Consider the following 15,148-nt stretch of genomic DNA (forward strand, 5'->3'; position numbering starts at 1 on the left):
TGTCCTCACTGAATCCGCACACGGGTTCCCTGTTGCACCAGCGGTAACAGGCGGTTCTCGATCTCCCGTGCCAGCGCCCGCACGTCCTCCTCGCTGTTCAGCTCGCGGTTGTGCAGTCCCAGGTCCACCTGTTGCGTCAGCTGGGTGACCTCGCCCTTATCGACCAGCAACCGATCCAGCGTCTCAACTGCTTCCCTCTCCGCCCGTTGCAGCCGAGCCACAAACGGATCCTTCAGCTCCTCCAGGCTGGGTGCGATCGCTTGCTCATCGGTGCTGATCGCGCAGGCAGCGAAGGGTTTGAGCACCGCATGGCTCTGGTCGGCTCCAAGGGTGCTGTAGCCACTGCAGCCGCGCACCTTCTGACGGCTGGCCTCAAGCCGCTGCTCCTGCTCCAGCAGCAGCTGTCTTCGCTCACTGCGGTAGGCGAGGCGAATTTCCTCCAAGTCGCCGTCAAGATCCGCCAGGCCCCGCCAGGGTTCGGGGCTCTCGAGTTTTTCCCGTACCCGGGTTGCAGCGGCTTCGACGTTGGTGGCCTGGATGCCAAGCCCTTCCAGCTGGCTGGCCATGCGCGTCACCACCGTGTGGGCTTCCCGCAGGGCCTCCACGGTGGCGTCATTCACCTCAGCTTCCAGCAACTGCAGGGTGGTGAGGCCATCGCGCAGGGCGTCGAGATGGCGCAGCACCGCCTGAACCGTGGGGCGTGTGAGCCTGGGATTGCGCAGACACTGCTCCAGTGCGGTGTGCAGCTTGGCCAGGGCGGCAGGTTCCTCGAAATCGCCAGGTAGGCGGTTCAGCCGGATCTGGACCTCCCGCAGGCGCTTGGCCAGGTCGGGGAACAGCTCCGACACCGCATCGGCAATCGGGCCTTCTTCCCGGTCGAGATCCCGTTTCAGGAGTTCGTCGAACAGCTTGCAGATCCGCGCTCGGTCCTGTCGGCTGGTGCCGCCATCGCCTCCTTTGCTGAAGCGGGCCTTACGGAAGCTGCGGTCTTTGTCGAACAGGTCCTGCACCCCGGCATCGCGGCGGGCGGTGATCTCAGGGCCGGTTTCCGGTTGGATCGCGATCTTGCCGTCGCGCAACAAGCCCGCCACACAGGCCTTCACCACACCCGGCGCATAGCCGTAGGGAGCGGCCCCCAGCTGCTTGAGCAGTTCGCCGCCTTCCAGGCCGGGGTCGTCTTCGATGGTCTGCAAGACCCGCCGTGGAATCTCGCCACTGCAGGCGGGCACATAGCGGCCGGTGTCCAGCTCCAGGATGCCCAGCCCCTCCGGCAGGAACTTGGTGGAGGCGCCGGTGAGCTCAGACTGCAGCAACTGGTTCAGCTCCGTCGGCAGGATCTGAATCGCCCGGAAGTAGGGGTAGAGCAGGGGCAAGGCCTGGGTACCGGCCGCCAGCAGCGCCGCCCCGAAACTCTGGCCGCAATCCTTGGGATTGAGGGTGCGGCCCTGGAAGTAGAGCGTCCCCTCCATCCAGTTCTGAGCGATCGCCTGCTTCAGCTGGGGGATCAGCGCATCGCGGCGGGTCTGCTCATCGAGCAGCAACCTCTGCCTCGCAGGCGCCAGCGACTCTCGCCGCGGCTGATAGCGCTGGATGATCGCCGCAGATCGATGCAGCTCCCGGGCCAGGTCTTCGACCGCATCGCTGTTGCCCGCGATCCACAGCAGCCGTGTCTTCAGCTGGCGATCTTCCGCGGAGCGACGCACCCAGGTGCTCTCCACCCGTTCATCGAGGGGCAGGCAACGCAAATCGAGCGTCAGACAGGCGTCGTCGCGGGGATCCAGCAGCTGGGCGTCGTTGGCGTAGCGGCCATCCGAGTAGCGCACCTCCCATGGGAATGGTCGCCCCTCCAGCTTGGGTCGTTCTGTACCAGAGACATCGCCCATCAGCCCCTTAAGGCTCTCCTGCAGTTGCTTGCTCAGCTCCTGCCGGCTGAACGGGAAATCAGCTCGCTCCCGCTCCCACTCCTCCCCAGCGGAGGACTGAATCTTGAAGCCCGTCTTCTCCGAATAGCCCAGCAGGTTGCGGCGGCGCAGCTCCTCCAGGGCCTGGCGTACCGCCGCCTGCTGATTGCCTCCATCCATCCGCTCGGCCAGGCAGCGGGCCACCAGCTCTTCGGTGGTCGGGTCCGTGTCCTGAATCAGCTCCAGCAGTGCCACCGCCTTGGCGGCGCGAAGCATCATCTCACTGTCCTCGCCTGTGCACTGGGCCTGAATCCGGGCCATCGAAGCCTGGGTGTCGGCATCCAGGGCGGTGTACTGCACCTCATAGACCCGATCGAGGCTCACGAGCTTGCCGATCGGTTGCTCCGCCAGTTGCTGCCGCCGGAACAGCTCACCCAGCAGTTGCAACAGACCGCGGATCGCCTGGTCATCCCCCTGGGCGCGACTGGAGCGGGTGCGCAGCACCGACGTGATCCGCAGGATCAGCTCGATCTGCCCCGGCAGCAGCGGGTACACGTCCACGAACTCATCGGCCGTGGTGTCCTCGCAGCCATAGGAGTAGAGCTTGAGATCGGCCCTGTGGCGATCGAACAGCTCCCGCAGCTCGGCCGCGCCCTCGGTGGTCTTGGCGAGGATGCGCTGGTGCACCACATCGCGGATGTTGGTCGGCGCCAGGTGAACCTGCAGCTGGGGCGGGAAGCGATCCTTCGCCCATGACAGGAAGGTGTCGCCGGCAGCCTCATCGAGCTTCTGCTGACCCAGCGCAAGCAGCCAGGCCTTGCCCCGCAGGGTGGATCCAAGCGCCGAGGCAAAGGCCCGCAGGCGGTCGGTGCGGTCGCGGTTGTTCAGCACATACTGCGACACCTCATCGATCACCAGGAACAAGGTGGCGTTCGGCTGGCGGTTCTTGAGCATGTCGCGGATCGCCTTCACCACCTCTTCCGGTGAATCGCGCCGCTGGTGAGTACCTGCCCGGCTCTCAAACCAGGCCATCGGATCCCGGTAGAGATCCGGAAACAGCTCGGAGAGCACCAGCGAGAACTGCTCCTCCGCGAGTTGCTGATCCTTCACGGCACTCCAGGGTTCCCCGAGGGTCTGCTCGGCCTTCTCGAGGAATTGCGGCCAATGGCCATCCCGTTCGAGCTTGAGCTCGAAGTCGGCCACCAGGGGCTCGGTGGAGCAGTAGCCCAGGCGCTTCTGCACCTGGCCGAGGGCGACGGCATGCACATGCTCGTTGTCGCGGGCCACGCTGCCGATGTCGAAGACCACGGCCATCGGGTCGATCTTCTGGCGTAGGACAGCCCAGGCCTCCTTGAACTCAGCCGCCAGGGGTGAGCTGTCGCGGTTCAGCCAGGCCTCAGACAACGACGTGCCATCCGGCAGCGTCATGCCATCGAGAGCCAGGCCGAGCAGCTTGGCAAAGATCGACTTGCCCGATCCAAAGAAACCCGAGATCCAGGCGGTGGGCAGCTCCGGGCCGCCTGGTTTTTCCAGTTCGCGGCTGATCCCCCGCAGCAGGCGCACGTACTGCTCATGGATGCCATCCGGCACGCGCTGGCGATTGGGGTGCCCCTCGGGCCAGCCGCCGGTGATGATGTATTCGCTGACCTCCGTATGAATCTTTGCCGGTGTCTGCTCATGGAAATACACCACCGGCGAGATATCGCGGGTGACATCCGATTTGAACAGGGTGCGGAGTGGTTTGGATGTCATGGCTCTCGTCAGGGGTAGATGCGGGGGCGGTAGTCGCTGTCGGGGTTGAGCACGCCCATGAACGACAGGGACGTCGGTCCCTGTTTCGTGCCCGGGTAGAGCAGCACCACAGGCACATTCCCTGTCTGCCCATCGAGGTGCCGCAGCAATGCCGAGGAGCGGAAGAAGGGATAGAGGCCGCCTGCCCGGCCGATCAGCACGAGGGTCTGATCGGCTTTGTCGGGATGCTTGTGAACGAAGTCCTGAATCAGGCGCCGGCAGTCGCCGGCCAATCCCTCGGGTCCCTCCACCAGGGGCAGCAGCTTGCTCTTGAGGTAGTTCAGGCCACGATCCAGCTGCCGCTCCGCCATCCGTGTCTCCATGGCGATCACCTTCTCGTCCCACTCGTCCGGCTGGGAGCGGATGCGATCCAGCAGCAGTTTCTGCAGGTCGATGGTGAGCACAAACCAGCCTTTGGCCTCCAGTTCAGACACCAGCCGTTGCACCTCCGCGCGCATCGCGTACTCGTGTTCCGGGCTGTACTGCACGATCGCGAAGCGGTAGTTGCGCATTGTGCTGATGCGCGGGCCGTCCTCCGGATCGATGAGATCGCGCCGCAGGGCAGTGATGGCCTCATGCGCCTGGCTGAACAGAGGAAGGGTGCCTGTCATGCCACCGCCAGCTCCCGCTGCTCGAGCCCGCCGACGCCGGCGTGGGCAGCCCATGCCGACAGGTCGGGGTGCTTCCAGCCCATGTCCACCAGATCACCCTGGCGGCCATAGCTCAGGTCCGGCAGGCGCTTGAGGCGATCATTCAGCAGGCTGCCCTCCAGGCCCACGGAGCGCAGATAGGGGTTCGCCACCACTGTCCCCTCGAAGTCCACCTCCCGCAGCAGGTGCAGCAGATAGGTAAGCGCGTTATCGGGCACCAGGGGGAAGACGATCGGTCGTGGATCGCGCTTGCCCTGGATCAGGCCTGCGCTGTGGGCCGTGGACAGGAGCTTGCTGGCCAGCTGCAGGCGCGTGCTCCCCGACCAGCGCCCACCCCCGGCCTCCCCCAACCAGGTCACCACCTGCTGCTTGCTCACCGTGGGCTGTCCCTGCAGCAACCGGTCCGGCAGGAAGGTCCCACTGAACTGGCGGTAGAGCGAATCACTGAGCTGCAGATGCCAGTGGCAGATCAGCTTCTGGGTGTCGCCCCCCATGCCGTTCCAGCTATGCAGCACCTGCAGCGCGGAAGGAAACGCCTCGTAGCGGGCCCGCAGATTCGTCAGCAGCTCCCGCAATCGGGTGAGGCTGCGGTGGCCGAACCACCCCGCCTCGAACGCGACCTCCGCCTGCATGGACTGCCGCGAGGCACTTTCCGCCCAGAAGATGCGCGAGTTGGCGGTCTCCAGCGTGCACTTGAGCACACGCGTGTGAAGTCGGCCTTCCTCCCTGGGTCGTGCTGGTGGCTTGGCAGCTGGGGTCCGGCGGGCACTTGCCTTCCGCTGCGCCGGCTGGCCCGTCGCAGCTGGCTGGCTCGCTGCCGCCAGGCTCGTCTTGCTGGTGGCCGCTTTGCTCATGGCTTCACCCGGAAGTGCGGCAGGGGGTAGCTGTCGGCCAGAGGTGCCAGTGCTGCCACCAGCTGCGCCACTCGACGGTCCAGTCCGGTGGGCATGGCCCCCTTCAGCAGGCGACCGGTGGGAACGGCCTCGGCCTGCACAGGTCCATGGGCCTCCACCCATCCCTGGAACTGATCCTTGTCCCAGCTTTGGTGGAGCGTGCTCCCGAGCACCTCTGCCAGAGCTGGCAGGGCTTCCACGGGTGGGAGGCCGCTGCGCTTATGGGCTTGAAGGCGCTCTTCGATCTGCTCATCCAGCTCGAACCCGAAGCGGTACAAAGTCACGAGCTGGTCAGGATCACTGGCCTTACCGCGTAATTCCTCGTCCTTGCGGCGAGCGGCCTCTCGCACTGCCTGGAGCACGGCCCACGGCCATGTCAGTGGCAGGAGCCGTTTGAGCAGGTCTTCCCCTCCGAACTCCGACACCAGATCGGTCTGCCACCAGCTGAGTCGTGGCTCCTCGCCGCCCTCCCCGGCCCATGCCACGGCGATCTGGGCAGTGAGAGTCATGTCGAGGTCACTGGTCGTGACGGCTTGCCTCCTTCGGCCTTGGTCAGGCAATCCGCCTTCTTCGGCGGTGAGTTCAAGCAGGGTCACGGGTTGGGCGGAGCTCGAGGCTTCTAGGCGGATTCTGATGGCTGAACCTCCGCAGCGCCGAAGTTCCTGGCTGCGAAGCGCTGACGGAGGTTGCGGGATCTTTCCACCTCGAAAGGGCGCATCAATGGCAACCCACTTCTTCATGGCCCCGACCGTCCGATCTCGTGGACAGCGCCTGGGGTCAGTAGCTCTCACGCTTTTGGGCTTGTTTCATGGAGCGAGGCGAGAGCACAGATGGGAGGAGTCCCGCAGCTCGCAGCGGGTACTCAAGCCCAAAGCCTCATCCGGCTCGCTTCGCCCCCCAGGGTGAGTCGGCGGGCCTCCTCAGCGTGCGCGGCGGGGCAAGGGCTGCGCCAGCGGCCTCGCTGCGCTCAGCCGCCCTTGCCCTCCCCGCGCCTGGCTTCGGCGTCCTTCGCCTGGTCTGGCCATGGCGTCCACAGCGTTCCCGATCGTGCTGCACGATCACACCAGAGCGGGCATCCGCTGGCGCGTCTCCATCCAGCCCGAGCACCGTGTTGCCGGTGAGGTGCTGGTGCGCTTCCTCAAGCGCGGCAGGCACAGCAAGCTGCTCGATCAGCACTGCCGCTGGAGCGCCCAGGGCGGTTGGGAACGGGGTCATGCCCCCAGCGCCCGGGTGCCCCAGGCCCTGCGGCTGCGCATCGAAGCGGAGCTGCAGCGGCGCCATCCGCCCATGGCGTCGTCAGCGGCGCAGGTGGCCATCCATCGCGGCAGTCTCCCGGGGGCGGCAGAGGCGATCAGCTGCGGGGGGATGAGCTTCTCGGCGTTCCTGGCTATGGAGCTGGTCGAGGCCTGCCTGCCGGATCCGTTCCGGAGGTCTGCGCGAGCCCACGGCCACTGAGCGCTCGCGCCTGGGGCGGCTGGCTCCGGATGGTTGCCCACCCTTTCTGCCGGCCTGCTCCCCTGTTGCTCCCCGGCGGCACTCCGGCCGTGGCAGCGCTGGGGCGCCTCGGCGCCCTGGCATGAGCAGGCTGCAGCGCCAGAACCGCCGGCCGGACAGGCAGGCGAGAAGAAGCGGCGGCGGTCCACCGGTTCGGCGGAAGGCTCCCCCATGGTGCAGCGGGCAGCCAGCGGCCGTTCGCTGCGCTCACGGGCTGGCGGTCGCCGGGGCGTCAAGGGCAAGGCAAGCCGCTGCGCGGCCCTTGACCCCCCGGCTTGCCGCTGCGGAGGGGCACCGTTCTTCGCCTCACTCCGATGGAAGCCACCAGCCGCTCCCCGTTTCGCCAGGCCCTGGCCTGCAGCCTCGCCCTGCTCTGGATCGCCTCTGAGCTCAGCGTTGCGGCCTGCCGCGCCTTGGGTGCCGCCCTGCGGCGCCTGCAGGAGAGCCCCGGCGTCTGGGCCGCCAGCAAGGCCCAGGATCCGGGGCGCCAAGCCGCTTCCGAGCCAGAGGATCCCCAGCAGGAAGCGGTGATCAGCGGCTGGGAGGCAGCCGTCGCCGCCGGTCAGTGGCAGGAGCCTGAGCCGATCGAGCCCCTGTGCCCTGGTGCCTGGTGGGATCTGATCGATCCCGGCGAGCGGGCCGAGGTCGATCCGGAGCAGCCCTTGCGCTGGGCCGGCTGAGCCGGTCCCATCAGAAGAGGTCACAGGTTGCCGCTGCGCTGCGCCGTGGCGGCTCCGATCCGCAAGGCTGGTTCGACCGCAGGCGAACGCCATGGAGGCCCGCAGGCAACGACTCGCTGCGTTGCTTGTCCAGCTGGAAGAGCTGAACGTCAAAGGCCGGCTCACGGCTCCCTGCTCGCCCGAGCGAGACGCCGTGTTGGAGGAGTGGGCTCCGGTCTTTGCCGCGGTGCTCGCCCTCAAAGAGGAGCTTGAGGAGTTGGCGTGATCAACGGCTGCCATCCGCCTGCCATGGGTTGACCACCGTGAGCGGCAGGTCCACCACATCCCTGAGGTTGCGGGTGATCAGCACCAGGTTGTGCTCCAGGGCCGTGGCCGCCAGCAGACTGTCGATCGCCGGTAACGGCCGGCCCATTTCCGCCAGTAGCCGGCCCCAGCGGTGGGCGATGGCCTCATCAATCGGCAGGACCCGCCCTGAGAAAAATGCCGGCAGGTCCTGCTCCAGCCAGCGCCTCAGGGTCTGCTGCCGCTCGCTTTCGGCCAGCCGCTCCACACCCCGGCGGATCTCACCCAGGGTCAGCACGCTCAGGAAGAGCTGGTGCGATGGGTGCTGCTCAAACCACTGCACCACCCGGGGCTCCGGCTCGCGGCGGCGCAGCTCCGAGATCACATTGGTATCGATCAGGTAGCCGGCAGCCACCATGGCTCAGAGATCGAGATCTCTGGTGAGGTCAGGTTGGCGATCCAGATCCAGCTCGTCGGCCGCCACCAGCGGTGAGCGGCGGATGAAGTCCACCAGCGACTCCCCTGCGTGCTTCTGGCGGTGATAGGCCTCCATGGAGAGCACCACCGCCACCGGTTCGCCATGGGAGGTGAGCTCCTGGGGCTGCTTCTGGGCACGCTTGACCAGCTCCGACAGGCGGGCCTTGGCTTCGTGGATCGGCCAACTCTGCATCGCCTCGTCCTCGCCTCTGACCATAGTAGTCATCGTCTGGCTTCATGGATGTGCCAGCCGCACGGTGACAGGTGCCGCTGCGGCGCTCGGCCAGGGCGGCCTTCGCAATCAGCACGCCAGCAGCTGGCTGCGTCAAGTCGTCCCATCGGCTTGCCCGCAAGGCGCCAGCCCGTCACCGGTGTGATTCGATGAACATCCGATGTCCAGAATTGTTCAGATTTCTGAAGCGCCCGGCGCGGGATTTTGGTATTTGAGGGTATATACCCCCAAATGTTGATTGTCGTTTGTTGATGATTCGGTTGTGTGTTTTCTGGTGCGTGCGCGTCTGAATTGCGGCGGCCATGGATCCCGTGTGGTTTCATCGTTGCGCTGGCTGGCGCCGCCAGAGCAAAGCCGGCCACGGATCCGTGACCGGCATGGTGTCTCGTTTCCCACCGGGTACGTGGGCACGCGGATGGTGCCGGGCTGTTGGCTGTTGGTCGGCTGCGCCTGCCAGGCGCCGGTGGCCCTCAGCGCCGGGCGCCGACGGGCTTTTTGGCGAAGGTGGCCAGATAGAGCTCGGAGGGGCTCATGGTTTGCAGGTTGTTGATGTTGCCGTTGCCGTCGAACTCGGCGATGGTTGCGGCCGGCCCGATGCTGCCGCGCTGCTGGAACAGGAAGCTCAGCACCGGGTGGGTGCGCAGGCTTTCGACGTGTTCGTTGGCGCCGATCGCCCCGTCATCGCCGAGGAGCACGTTCCCCTTGGAGTCGATCGGCTCCAGCTGGTCGCGGCCGTTGCTGTCCTGAGCGAGGCGGAACTCGCCGCCCACTTGCTGCTTGAAGATGTCGAAGAAGCTGCCGCGGTTGTCGCCGCCGGGGCGGCCTTCCGCGTCGATGAAGAGGCGCTCCAGCAGTCGCTCCTTGCGCAGCTCGTTGATCTGCTCCAGTGCCTTGTCGCGCTGCTTGGCCACGGTCCTCACCTTGCGGTCGGCATCGGCCTGCAGCTGCCGCTCGCGGTGGGCGATCTGGTGCTCCAGCTGCTCCTTCTGGCGGTCGGCCTCCTTGAGGCGCTCGTACTCCTCGGGGTTGATCTTGGAGAACTGCCCCAGCTGGCGTTTCAAGGTGCGTAGCTCACGCTCCAGCTGGTTGGTCTTGCGCCGCTCGGCACGGAGGGCCTCGCCGACCGGATCCGCAGGCGGATCGCCACTGATGGGTTCCTCGTCCTCCAGCTCCTCGTCGTCGAGGTCTTCATCACCCAGGTCAGCGTCGCCGCCGAGCAGGTCACTGTCGCCAGCGAGGGTGTCCGTGTCGTCCTCCTCGCCAGCAGGAGGCTGATTCGGCCACTGCTGCGGTTGATCGAAGCAGACCAGCGGCGGCTGCAGGGCCACCAGCTGGGTAGAGATGCGCTTGCTCATGGGTCCACCCATCACGGCTGTGGTTGAAGCGGACGCCCCATCCGGGCTGCGTCCACTCCAGCTATTGCCAGCCGAGCCCGCTGCGGTGGCCACCGGCTTGAGCAAGGCGGCAGGAATGATGCCTTCAGGCCTCCAGCAGGTTTTCGAGGCCTTCGACGCCAGGCTGCCGATGAATGCCGCCTGTCAGCTGCTGAGCAGCAGTTCAACGCCCTGCTGCTCGGCGAAGCGCTTGTCGAAGCTCAGCACTGGCAAGGCTCCGGCGCTGGCGGCTCGGGCCAGGATCATCTGGTCGGCCAGATCGCCGCCCTGGCGGAACTGATCCAGCGCCTCGATCACCGCGTCAATGTCATCCACCACCACGCCGCGGGTGCGCACCAACCGCTCCAGCAGCGCATAGCGCTCGGAGCGACCCAGGTCGTAACCCCGCAGGACCCAGGCCACTTCAGCCAGCACCACATCCGGCAGGTAGACCCCACCGCTGGCGATGGCCTCCAGGAAGGCGCGCTCGGCGATCGGGGTCTGCTGCGGATCGTCGCCGATCAGCAGCCGCACCACCACGTTGGTGTCAAGGGTCTTCACGGCCGGCAGCAGCGGCGATGGCGCGGTCCATGTCCTCCAGGCTGAGCACCCGATCCACCGTGGGGCGATGGCGGAAGAGGTCTTCCGGCTCGTACTTCGAGGGAACCAGCACCAGGCGGCCGTGTCTGTCGATCGAGGCCTGCAACCTGGCGCCCGGTGCCACGCCGAGGGCCTCGCGCATCTGCCGGGGGATCGTCAGCTGCCCTTTGGAGGAGAGGGTCACGGTGTCCATGGCTGAAGTGTAAGGCGGATCGCCTTACTGGCTGGATCACGGCCGGGCGCGATGGGCGGGAAGCAGCTGAGGTGGGCCAGCGGTAAGGGTCAAACGCCTTACGCTTGGTTCGTCGGCGTTTTGAGTCATGACCACCCTCACGGTCACCGCCAAGGGCCAGGTCACGCTCCGCCGCGAGCTGCTGCGCCATCTCGGGGTTAAGCCAGGCCAGCAGATCGAGGTGACGATCCTTCCTGGCGGCAGGATCGAGGTGCGCGCCGCCCAGCCCCCCGGCAGCATCGAGGCCTTCATCGGTCGGCTCGCGGGCCGCAGCCCAAAGGTGGCCAGCCTCGAGGAGATCCAGGCGGCCGCCGCGGCCGGTTGGGCTGGGGAGCCATGAGGATCACGGCTGACACCAACGTGCTGGTGCGAGCGGTGGTGAGTGACGATCCTGCACAGTCGACAGCGGCGATCGCAGCGTTGCGTGGTGCCGAGCAGATCGCCGTGGCGCTGCCGGCCCTCTGTGAGTTCGTCTGGGTGCTGCGCCGGGTGTACGCCTTCTCGGTGGCCGACATCGTCGCCGCGATCCGCGCCCTGATGGCGGCGGGGAACGTCAGCCTCGATCGTGCCGCCGTGGAGCTGGGGCTGTTGCAGCTGGAGGCCGGCGGCGATTTCGCCGATGCCGTCATCGCCCACGAGGGTCAGTGGCTGGGTGGCGACACGTTTCTGTCGTTTGATCGGCAGGCCGTGGCCCTGCTCCAGCAACAGGGCATCGCCGCCGAGCTACTCCGCTGATCGTGCTTACCATCCCCCTGGAGGGGGGTGTGCTGCGTGCTGCCGCCGTGGGTGCCGTCAGGCGTCCAGCCTTTGTTTGAGGCCTGCGCCGCCAGCCATCGGCGTGAACCGTCATTGCTGCTGCTGTTGTTGGCCCAGCTTCTGGCGCAGAACCGCCGAATGGTTCTGCGCCTGGCTGGTGCTGCCAGTGCCTGGGTCGCCACTGGAAAAGCAGCCGATCAGCCCGAGCCGCTCGGCCAGAGCGGCGGGGCTGGCGGACTGACGCTGCAGCAACGCAATGCCGACTTGGACCGCCTCGCTCTGGCTGAGGCCGAGGGTCTGGCAGAGGTTGTCCAACCTGGCTGCGCTGGCGTCATCGAGGTGTACGGAGATGGTTCGCATCGCGTCTCCCTGGCCGTGACACTTCGAAGGTACAAGGAGTTGGCTTGAGCGCTGGCCCGGAGTGAGCCCCACGGCCTGTCCTTTGCGCATGAGGATCAGAGCGCCGGCTCTGGCGGCGACTCCGGTTCAGGCGCATCGAGGTAGCTGCGGTCGTCCGGATCGGAGGCCATGCGGCGCGGCTTGGGCAGGTGGATCCAGCCGTCGTAGGGCAGCAGCGTCTGGGGGCGGTAGCGCGGCACCAGCAGCGCCTGGCCCGGCTCCAGCGGCGTAGAGGGCCGCACCAAGGGCACCACCAACACCGCCGCAACTGGGAGAGGCTCCGACCTGGGGAAGAAGTCGTAGGTGGGGGCGTTGTAGAGGCGCAGCGTGGCCGGGGTCGTGAGGTAGAGCTCCGCGAGCGACAGCAGGGTGTCGCCACTGACCACGGTGTGGCCGCCCCAGCGGGCCAGGGTGGTGTTGTTCGCCATCAGCCACTCCACGGTGGTGCCGTACTGGCCGGCGAGGGTGAGCAGGGTGTCGCCTTCTGCGCTGAGCACGGTGTCGAGCGCCAGCACGTGGGTGTTGAGACGCCGCAGGGTCTGGACCGTGGTGCCATAGCGCTCGGCGATCGCCTGCAGGGTGTCGCCGGCTTGTAGGGCCAGTACGCGGTTGGGCTTGAGCACCACGCTGATCTCCTCCCCCAGGGCCTCCTGCAGTTCGGCGCCGATCCCCCCCTCCCCGAAGGGAAAGCCGGCGGTGAGCAGGCTGGCGCCGGCCAGCAGGGCGCGGGGCTGCAGGGGCAGCACACCCGGGCTCTGCAGGGCGCCCAGGTTGCCCAGCCAGGCAGCGCCCAGCACGGCCGGCGGCTGCAGCGCCATCGGCCGCGGGGTGATCGTCAGCAGGGGATCGGCGGGATCGGCGATCGGCGGCGGTTGGAACAGCGGCCGGCGGCCCGTCACCTGCCAGTCGATGGCGGCATCGAGCCAGTCCCACGGCTGGAGCGGTTGCAGGGGCAGGACGGCGCCGCGGGTGATCTTGCCGTCGCAGAGGATGTCGCCGGCGTCCATGCCGGGCCCGGAATCGCGGCCGGTGACGAGCTTGCGCTGCTGCACAAACACCTCCAGCAGATGGCGGCAGAGGCTGCGCGGTTCCCTGGCGCCGGGATGCTCCGGCAGGGGGAAGAGCAGGCGGAGGCAGGCGACCTCATGCAGGGGGCTGGGCGCGTCAGCCACGGATCAGCTGCCCGCCGAAACGGGGCCGCTGCGGCTGTTGCCAGTTGGAGAGGCGCGGCAGGACCAGCAACAGGGCGTCGGCATGGCGTTGCCGCTGCGCGGCGCCGCCGTGGTGGTTGGCGGTGGGGGCGACGGGCGGCAGCTCGTATTCAGTGCTGACCTCCTCCATCAGCAGCTCGGTGGCGTACTCGATCACATCGAGCCGGCGTTTCGGCAGCTCCTGTGGAACAGGCCCGGCGGCACCTTTGCGCGTCACCTTGCGGATCCTGGGTGGCGGCGGTGGCGGCGGCTCAGCCGATGGTCCGGGCATGGCCGCTTGATCGAGCAGCGCGATGGCATCGAGGTGAGCCCTGGCCCCATCGATCGCCTCGGGGTAGTGGCGCTCCAGGGCCGCCATCTCGTCGTTGATGGCGCGGATCGCCGCCGGTGAGACGGGGATGGCAAGGGCAACGCGGATCGCCTCCAGATCGCTGGGCCGCCAGAGGTGGGTGGTCATCGGTTCTGCGGCACGTGGATGGAATCGCTGCCCCCGTCCCCGGCCGGGTTGACGACCCCGGGCATGACGGCGAGATCGAGCTGGTGGCGCAGCTCGGCGCTGGTGACGATGCCGCGCTCGTGCAACACCAGCCATTCGCTGATGGACGGCAGCGGTCGCGGCGGCGGCGTGAGCGGGGTGACGGTGAGCAGGACGCCCGATTGGGGGTTGTGCTTCTCACCGGTGCTGGCGCACCAGTGCTCAAGCAGCAGGGAGAAGACCGAGGTCTTGCGGGTCGCCAGGGACTGCAGCAGCGCGAAGGCCTGACCGGCGGTGAGGCTGATCTCGCTCTGGCTGCGGCCGGGGCCCCGGTTCTCGCTGGGCACCAGCGCATCGCGGCGCATGGTGTCTTCCAGGTGGAGCAGGTAGGCGCGGTGCTCAGCCAACGAGCGGGCGCGGATCTCCTTCCAGTTGAAGTCGGCGCCATCGGGCAGATCGAGGAAGCTGTTGGTCGAGAGCACCAACGGCTCGGGGGAGCGCCGCTCACCGTCCTCGCCGTGTACCTCGCCGTAGCGGTCCACCACACCGGTGCGCACACCGACCGGCAGGGCGCAGCGGCTGAGCAGGTCCTCGTATTCGGTCTTGAGCCGGAAGTGGGTGAGGTACTGGTGGGCCAGGCCCAGGTGGGGCAGGTCCCCTTCCCCGAACTGGGCCGCGTCGTTGGCGTACCAGACCGCCGGCAGCCGGCGGCAGCCCGACAGCTCCTGCGGAGCGCCGGCTGCCACGGGCCCGTAGCCGCTGGGGTGGGAGGCGCAGGGCTCGGCGCGGCAGGAGCTGATGCGACAGCCATCGGCAGCGAGGGTGAAGGTGGTGTAGATCCAGTCCCCCACGTTCGGCGCCGGCAGGATCTGGCCGTCGGCGCCGACCATCAGCACCGGGATGGGGCCGTACTGCGCCGGCTGGATGGCCCGGCGTTGATCACGCCGGAAGCTGAACTCCAGCAGGGCGCGGCTGTCGCTGGCGAGGTGCCAGTCGAGCAGATCGGCGCGGGGCACCAGGGCGAGCCGCGGCAGGGAGGCCCGATCACCGCGGTCGATGGCAGCCAGCCGGTGGCCCTCCGATTCGTGGACCGTGGCGGGCGGCAACACCAGCAGCAGACAACCGCCATCGCGCAGCACGAGCAGATCGGCGATGAAGAGCAGCACCGCCAGGTCGGTGCCCATGCCATCGACATCGCCGACGACCCGCTTGAGGGAAGCGGGCAGTGCCTGCCAGTGCAGGAAGCTGAGCATGCCGGCGTAGGTGCGCAGCGCATCGCGGAAGAAGCCCGTGGGTTGCGCGTGCTGGATGCGCGAGTCGTAGACCGCATCGGGCTCCTTGATCCCCTGCGGCAGGTAAGGCTTGCGGCGGCAGGAGCCGTCAGGTGCCCGCAGCAGGTTCCAGGCATCGAGGACGAGCTGGAGACGGTCCTGGATGGCGGCCAGGGTGGGGTGCTGCCGCTGCCAGGGCGGCGGCGGGGCCGATGGACTGGCGGCAGCGGCCTCCAACGGCGGATGGGGCTGGCGGAAGCGGTTGCGCTTTGTCGCGGTGCGGCTCGGCAAGGACGAAGCAACGGCGGCTATGGGCTATTGCCACCCAGGACCCAGGACCCAGGACCCAGGACCCAGGACCCAGTAGGCGATCAGTAGAGGACGGTGGAGGTTATGGGGAAGAAGGCGTACAGGCTGTCGGGGAGGTCGCC

General features: G+C 67.6%; 18 protein-coding genes. 5 read left to right on the plus strand and 13 right to left on the minus strand.

Annotated elements, in window-relative coordinates; translation table 11 throughout:
* Positions 1 to 5 precede the first annotated feature (5 nt).
* The 4 genes from brxC to brxE are packed head-to-tail and all read right to left on the minus strand — an operon-like array spanning position 6 to position 5,831.
* On the minus strand, positions 6 to 3,653 hold the full coding sequence (gene brxC / locus KUG38_RS15925) for a BREX system P-loop protein BrxC (RefSeq protein WP_216923315.1): 3,648 nt from the start codon (positions 3,651 to 3,653) through the stop codon (positions 6 to 8).
* Between the two features lie 8 nt (positions 3,654 to 3,661).
* The gene (locus tag KUG38_RS15930; protein WP_216923317.1) at positions 3,662 to 4,303 is read right to left on the minus strand and encodes a DUF1788 domain-containing protein; all 642 of its coding nucleotides are present in this window, start codon (positions 4,301 to 4,303) and stop codon (positions 3,662 to 3,664) included.
* The gene (locus KUG38_RS15935; RefSeq protein ID WP_286196129.1) at positions 4,300 to 5,196 is read right to left on the minus strand and encodes a BrxA family protein; all 897 of its coding nucleotides are present in this window, start codon (positions 5,194 to 5,196) and stop codon (positions 4,300 to 4,302) included. The genes KUG38_RS15930 and KUG38_RS15935 overlap by 4 nt, the downstream gene beginning before the upstream one ends.
* On the minus strand, positions 5,193 to 5,831 hold the full coding sequence (gene brxE, locus KUG38_RS15940) for a BREX-6 system BrxE protein (protein ID WP_216923322.1): 639 nt from the start codon (positions 5,829 to 5,831) through the stop codon (positions 5,193 to 5,195). The genes KUG38_RS15935 and brxE overlap by 4 nt, the downstream gene beginning before the upstream one ends.
* A 427-nt stretch (positions 5,832 to 6,258) precedes the next feature.
* Here brxE and KUG38_RS15945 point away from each other — a divergent pair, with 427 nt between their 5' ends.
* From KUG38_RS15945 to KUG38_RS15955, 3 genes are all read left to right on the plus strand, one after another.
* Positions 6,259 to 6,690, plus strand: coding sequence for a hypothetical protein (locus KUG38_RS15945; RefSeq protein WP_216923324.1), 432 nt, complete (start codon positions 6,259 to 6,261; stop codon positions 6,688 to 6,690).
* Between the two features lie 353 nt (positions 6,691 to 7,043).
* Positions 7,044 to 7,409 (plus strand): hypothetical protein, encoded by a 366-nt coding sequence (locus KUG38_RS15950; RefSeq protein WP_216923326.1) that lies wholly within the window; start codon positions 7,044 to 7,046, stop codon positions 7,407 to 7,409.
* A gap of 91 nt (positions 7,410 to 7,500) precedes the next feature.
* On the plus strand, positions 7,501 to 7,674 hold the full coding sequence (locus KUG38_RS15955) for a hypothetical protein (protein WP_216915320.1): 174 nt from the start codon (positions 7,501 to 7,503) through the stop codon (positions 7,672 to 7,674).
* Here the strand turns inward: KUG38_RS15955 and KUG38_RS15960 are convergent, their stop codons facing one another.
* The 5 genes from KUG38_RS15960 to KUG38_RS15980 all read right to left on the minus strand — a co-directional run bounded on the left by KUG38_RS15960 (position 7,675) and on the right by KUG38_RS15980 (position 10,566).
* Positions 7,675 to 8,106: a type II toxin-antitoxin system VapC family toxin gene (locus KUG38_RS15960; RefSeq protein ID WP_216918324.1), complete on the minus strand. Its 432-nt coding sequence runs from the start codon at positions 8,104 to 8,106 to the stop codon at positions 7,675 to 7,677.
* A gap of 6 nt (positions 8,107 to 8,112) precedes the next feature.
* Positions 8,113 to 8,361: a type II toxin-antitoxin system Phd/YefM family antitoxin gene (locus KUG38_RS15965; RefSeq protein ID WP_216915316.1), complete on the minus strand. Its 249-nt coding sequence runs from the start codon at positions 8,359 to 8,361 to the stop codon at positions 8,113 to 8,115.
* A gap of 509 nt (positions 8,362 to 8,870) precedes the next feature.
* Entirely contained in the window at positions 8,871 to 9,755 is an 885-nt protein-coding gene (locus KUG38_RS15970) for a hypothetical protein (RefSeq protein WP_216923328.1), read from the minus strand.
* A gap of 183 nt (positions 9,756 to 9,938) precedes the next feature.
* Positions 9,939 to 10,334: a type II toxin-antitoxin system VapC family toxin gene (locus KUG38_RS15975; protein WP_216923330.1), complete on the minus strand. Its 396-nt coding sequence runs from the start codon at positions 10,332 to 10,334 to the stop codon at positions 9,939 to 9,941.
* Positions 10,321 to 10,566 carry an AbrB/MazE/SpoVT family DNA-binding domain-containing protein gene (locus tag KUG38_RS15980; RefSeq protein ID WP_216923332.1) on the minus strand — a complete coding sequence of 82 codons (246 nt, stop codon included), beginning with the start codon at positions 10,564 to 10,566 and terminating at the stop codon, positions 10,321 to 10,323. Before KUG38_RS15980 ends, KUG38_RS15975 begins: the two co-directional genes overlap by 14 nt.
* A gap of 127 nt (positions 10,567 to 10,693) precedes the next feature.
* Here KUG38_RS15980 and KUG38_RS15985 point away from each other — a divergent pair, with 127 nt between their 5' ends.
* Positions 10,694 to 10,945: an AbrB/MazE/SpoVT family DNA-binding domain-containing protein gene (locus KUG38_RS15985; RefSeq protein ID WP_216923334.1), complete on the plus strand. Its 252-nt coding sequence runs from the start codon at positions 10,694 to 10,696 to the stop codon at positions 10,943 to 10,945.
* A complete protein-coding gene (locus KUG38_RS15990; RefSeq protein WP_216923336.1) occupies positions 10,942 to 11,340 on the plus strand; it encodes a type II toxin-antitoxin system VapC family toxin in 399 nt (132 codons plus the stop codon). The genes KUG38_RS15985 and KUG38_RS15990 overlap by 4 nt, the downstream gene beginning before the upstream one ends.
* Before the next feature lie 111 nt (positions 11,341 to 11,451).
* Here the strand turns inward: KUG38_RS15990 and KUG38_RS17195 are convergent, their stop codons facing one another.
* Genes KUG38_RS17195 through KUG38_RS16010 form a run of 4 tightly spaced genes read right to left on the minus strand, consistent with a single transcriptional unit; the run spans position 11,452 to position 15,008 of the window.
* Complete coding sequence (locus tag KUG38_RS17195) at positions 11,452 to 11,811, minus strand: ribbon-helix-helix domain-containing protein (protein ID WP_216923338.1); 360 nt, start codon at positions 11,809 to 11,811, stop codon at positions 11,452 to 11,454.
* Between the two features lie 5 nt (positions 11,812 to 11,816).
* Positions 11,817 to 12,932, minus strand: coding sequence for a LysM peptidoglycan-binding domain-containing protein (locus KUG38_RS16000; RefSeq protein ID WP_216923340.1), 1,116 nt, complete (start codon positions 12,930 to 12,932; stop codon positions 11,817 to 11,819).
* On the minus strand, positions 12,925 to 13,428 hold the full coding sequence (locus KUG38_RS16005) for a hypothetical protein (RefSeq protein WP_216923342.1): 504 nt from the start codon (positions 13,426 to 13,428) through the stop codon (positions 12,925 to 12,927). The genes KUG38_RS16000 and KUG38_RS16005 overlap by 8 nt, the downstream gene beginning before the upstream one ends.
* Entirely contained in the window at positions 13,425 to 15,008 is a 1,584-nt protein-coding gene (locus tag KUG38_RS16010; protein ID WP_216923344.1) for a DUF4055 domain-containing protein, read from the minus strand. The genes KUG38_RS16005 and KUG38_RS16010 overlap by 4 nt, the downstream gene beginning before the upstream one ends.
* Positions 15,009 to 15,148: the final 140 nt, after the last annotated feature.

Source organism: Synechococcus sp. CCAP 1479/9, assembly GCF_019038535.1.
GTDB lineage: Bacteria > Cyanobacteriota > Cyanobacteriia > PCC-6307 > Cyanobiaceae > Cyanobium.

Coding starts and splice junctions, on each gene's coding strand:
- KUG38_RS16005 (WP_216923342.1), bottom strand. CDS start 13,428: ATGACCACCCACCTCTGGCGGCCCAGCGATCTGGAGGCGATCCGCGTT.
- KUG38_RS15985 (WP_216923334.1), top strand. CDS start 10,694: ATGACCACCCTCACGGTCACCGCCAAGGGCCAGGTCACGCTCCGCCGC.
- KUG38_RS15945 (WP_216923324.1), top strand. CDS start 6,259: ATGGCGTCCACAGCGTTCCCGATCGTGCTGCACGATCACACCAGAGCG.
- KUG38_RS15955 (WP_216915320.1), top strand. CDS start 7,501: ATGGAGGCCCGCAGGCAACGACTCGCTGCGTTGCTTGTCCAGCTGGAA.
- KUG38_RS15950 (WP_216923326.1), top strand. CDS start 7,044: ATGGAAGCCACCAGCCGCTCCCCGTTTCGCCAGGCCCTGGCCTGCAGC.
- brxC (WP_216923315.1), bottom strand. CDS start 3,653: ATGACATCCAAACCACTCCGCACCCTGTTCAAATCGGATGTCACCCGC.
- KUG38_RS15935 (WP_286196129.1), bottom strand. CDS start 5,196: ATGAGCAAAGCGGCCACCAGCAAGACGAGCCTGGCGGCAGCGAGCCAG.
- KUG38_RS15980 (WP_216923332.1), bottom strand. CDS start 10,566: ATGGACACCGTGACCCTCTCCTCCAAAGGGCAGCTGACGATCCCCCGG.
- KUG38_RS15965 (WP_216915316.1), bottom strand. CDS start 8,361: ATGCAGAGTTGGCCGATCCACGAAGCCAAGGCCCGCCTGTCGGAGCTG.
- KUG38_RS17195 (WP_216923338.1), bottom strand. CDS start 11,811: ATGCGCAAAGGACAGGCCGTGGGGCTCACTCCGGGCCAGCGCTCAAGC.
- KUG38_RS15990 (WP_216923336.1), top strand. CDS start 10,942: ATGAGGATCACGGCTGACACCAACGTGCTGGTGCGAGCGGTGGTGAGT.
- KUG38_RS15970 (WP_216923328.1), bottom strand. CDS start 9,755: ATGAGCAAGCGCATCTCTACCCAGCTGGTGGCCCTGCAGCCGCCGCTG.
- KUG38_RS15930 (WP_216923317.1), bottom strand. CDS start 4,303: ATGACAGGCACCCTTCCTCTGTTCAGCCAGGCGCATGAGGCCATCACT.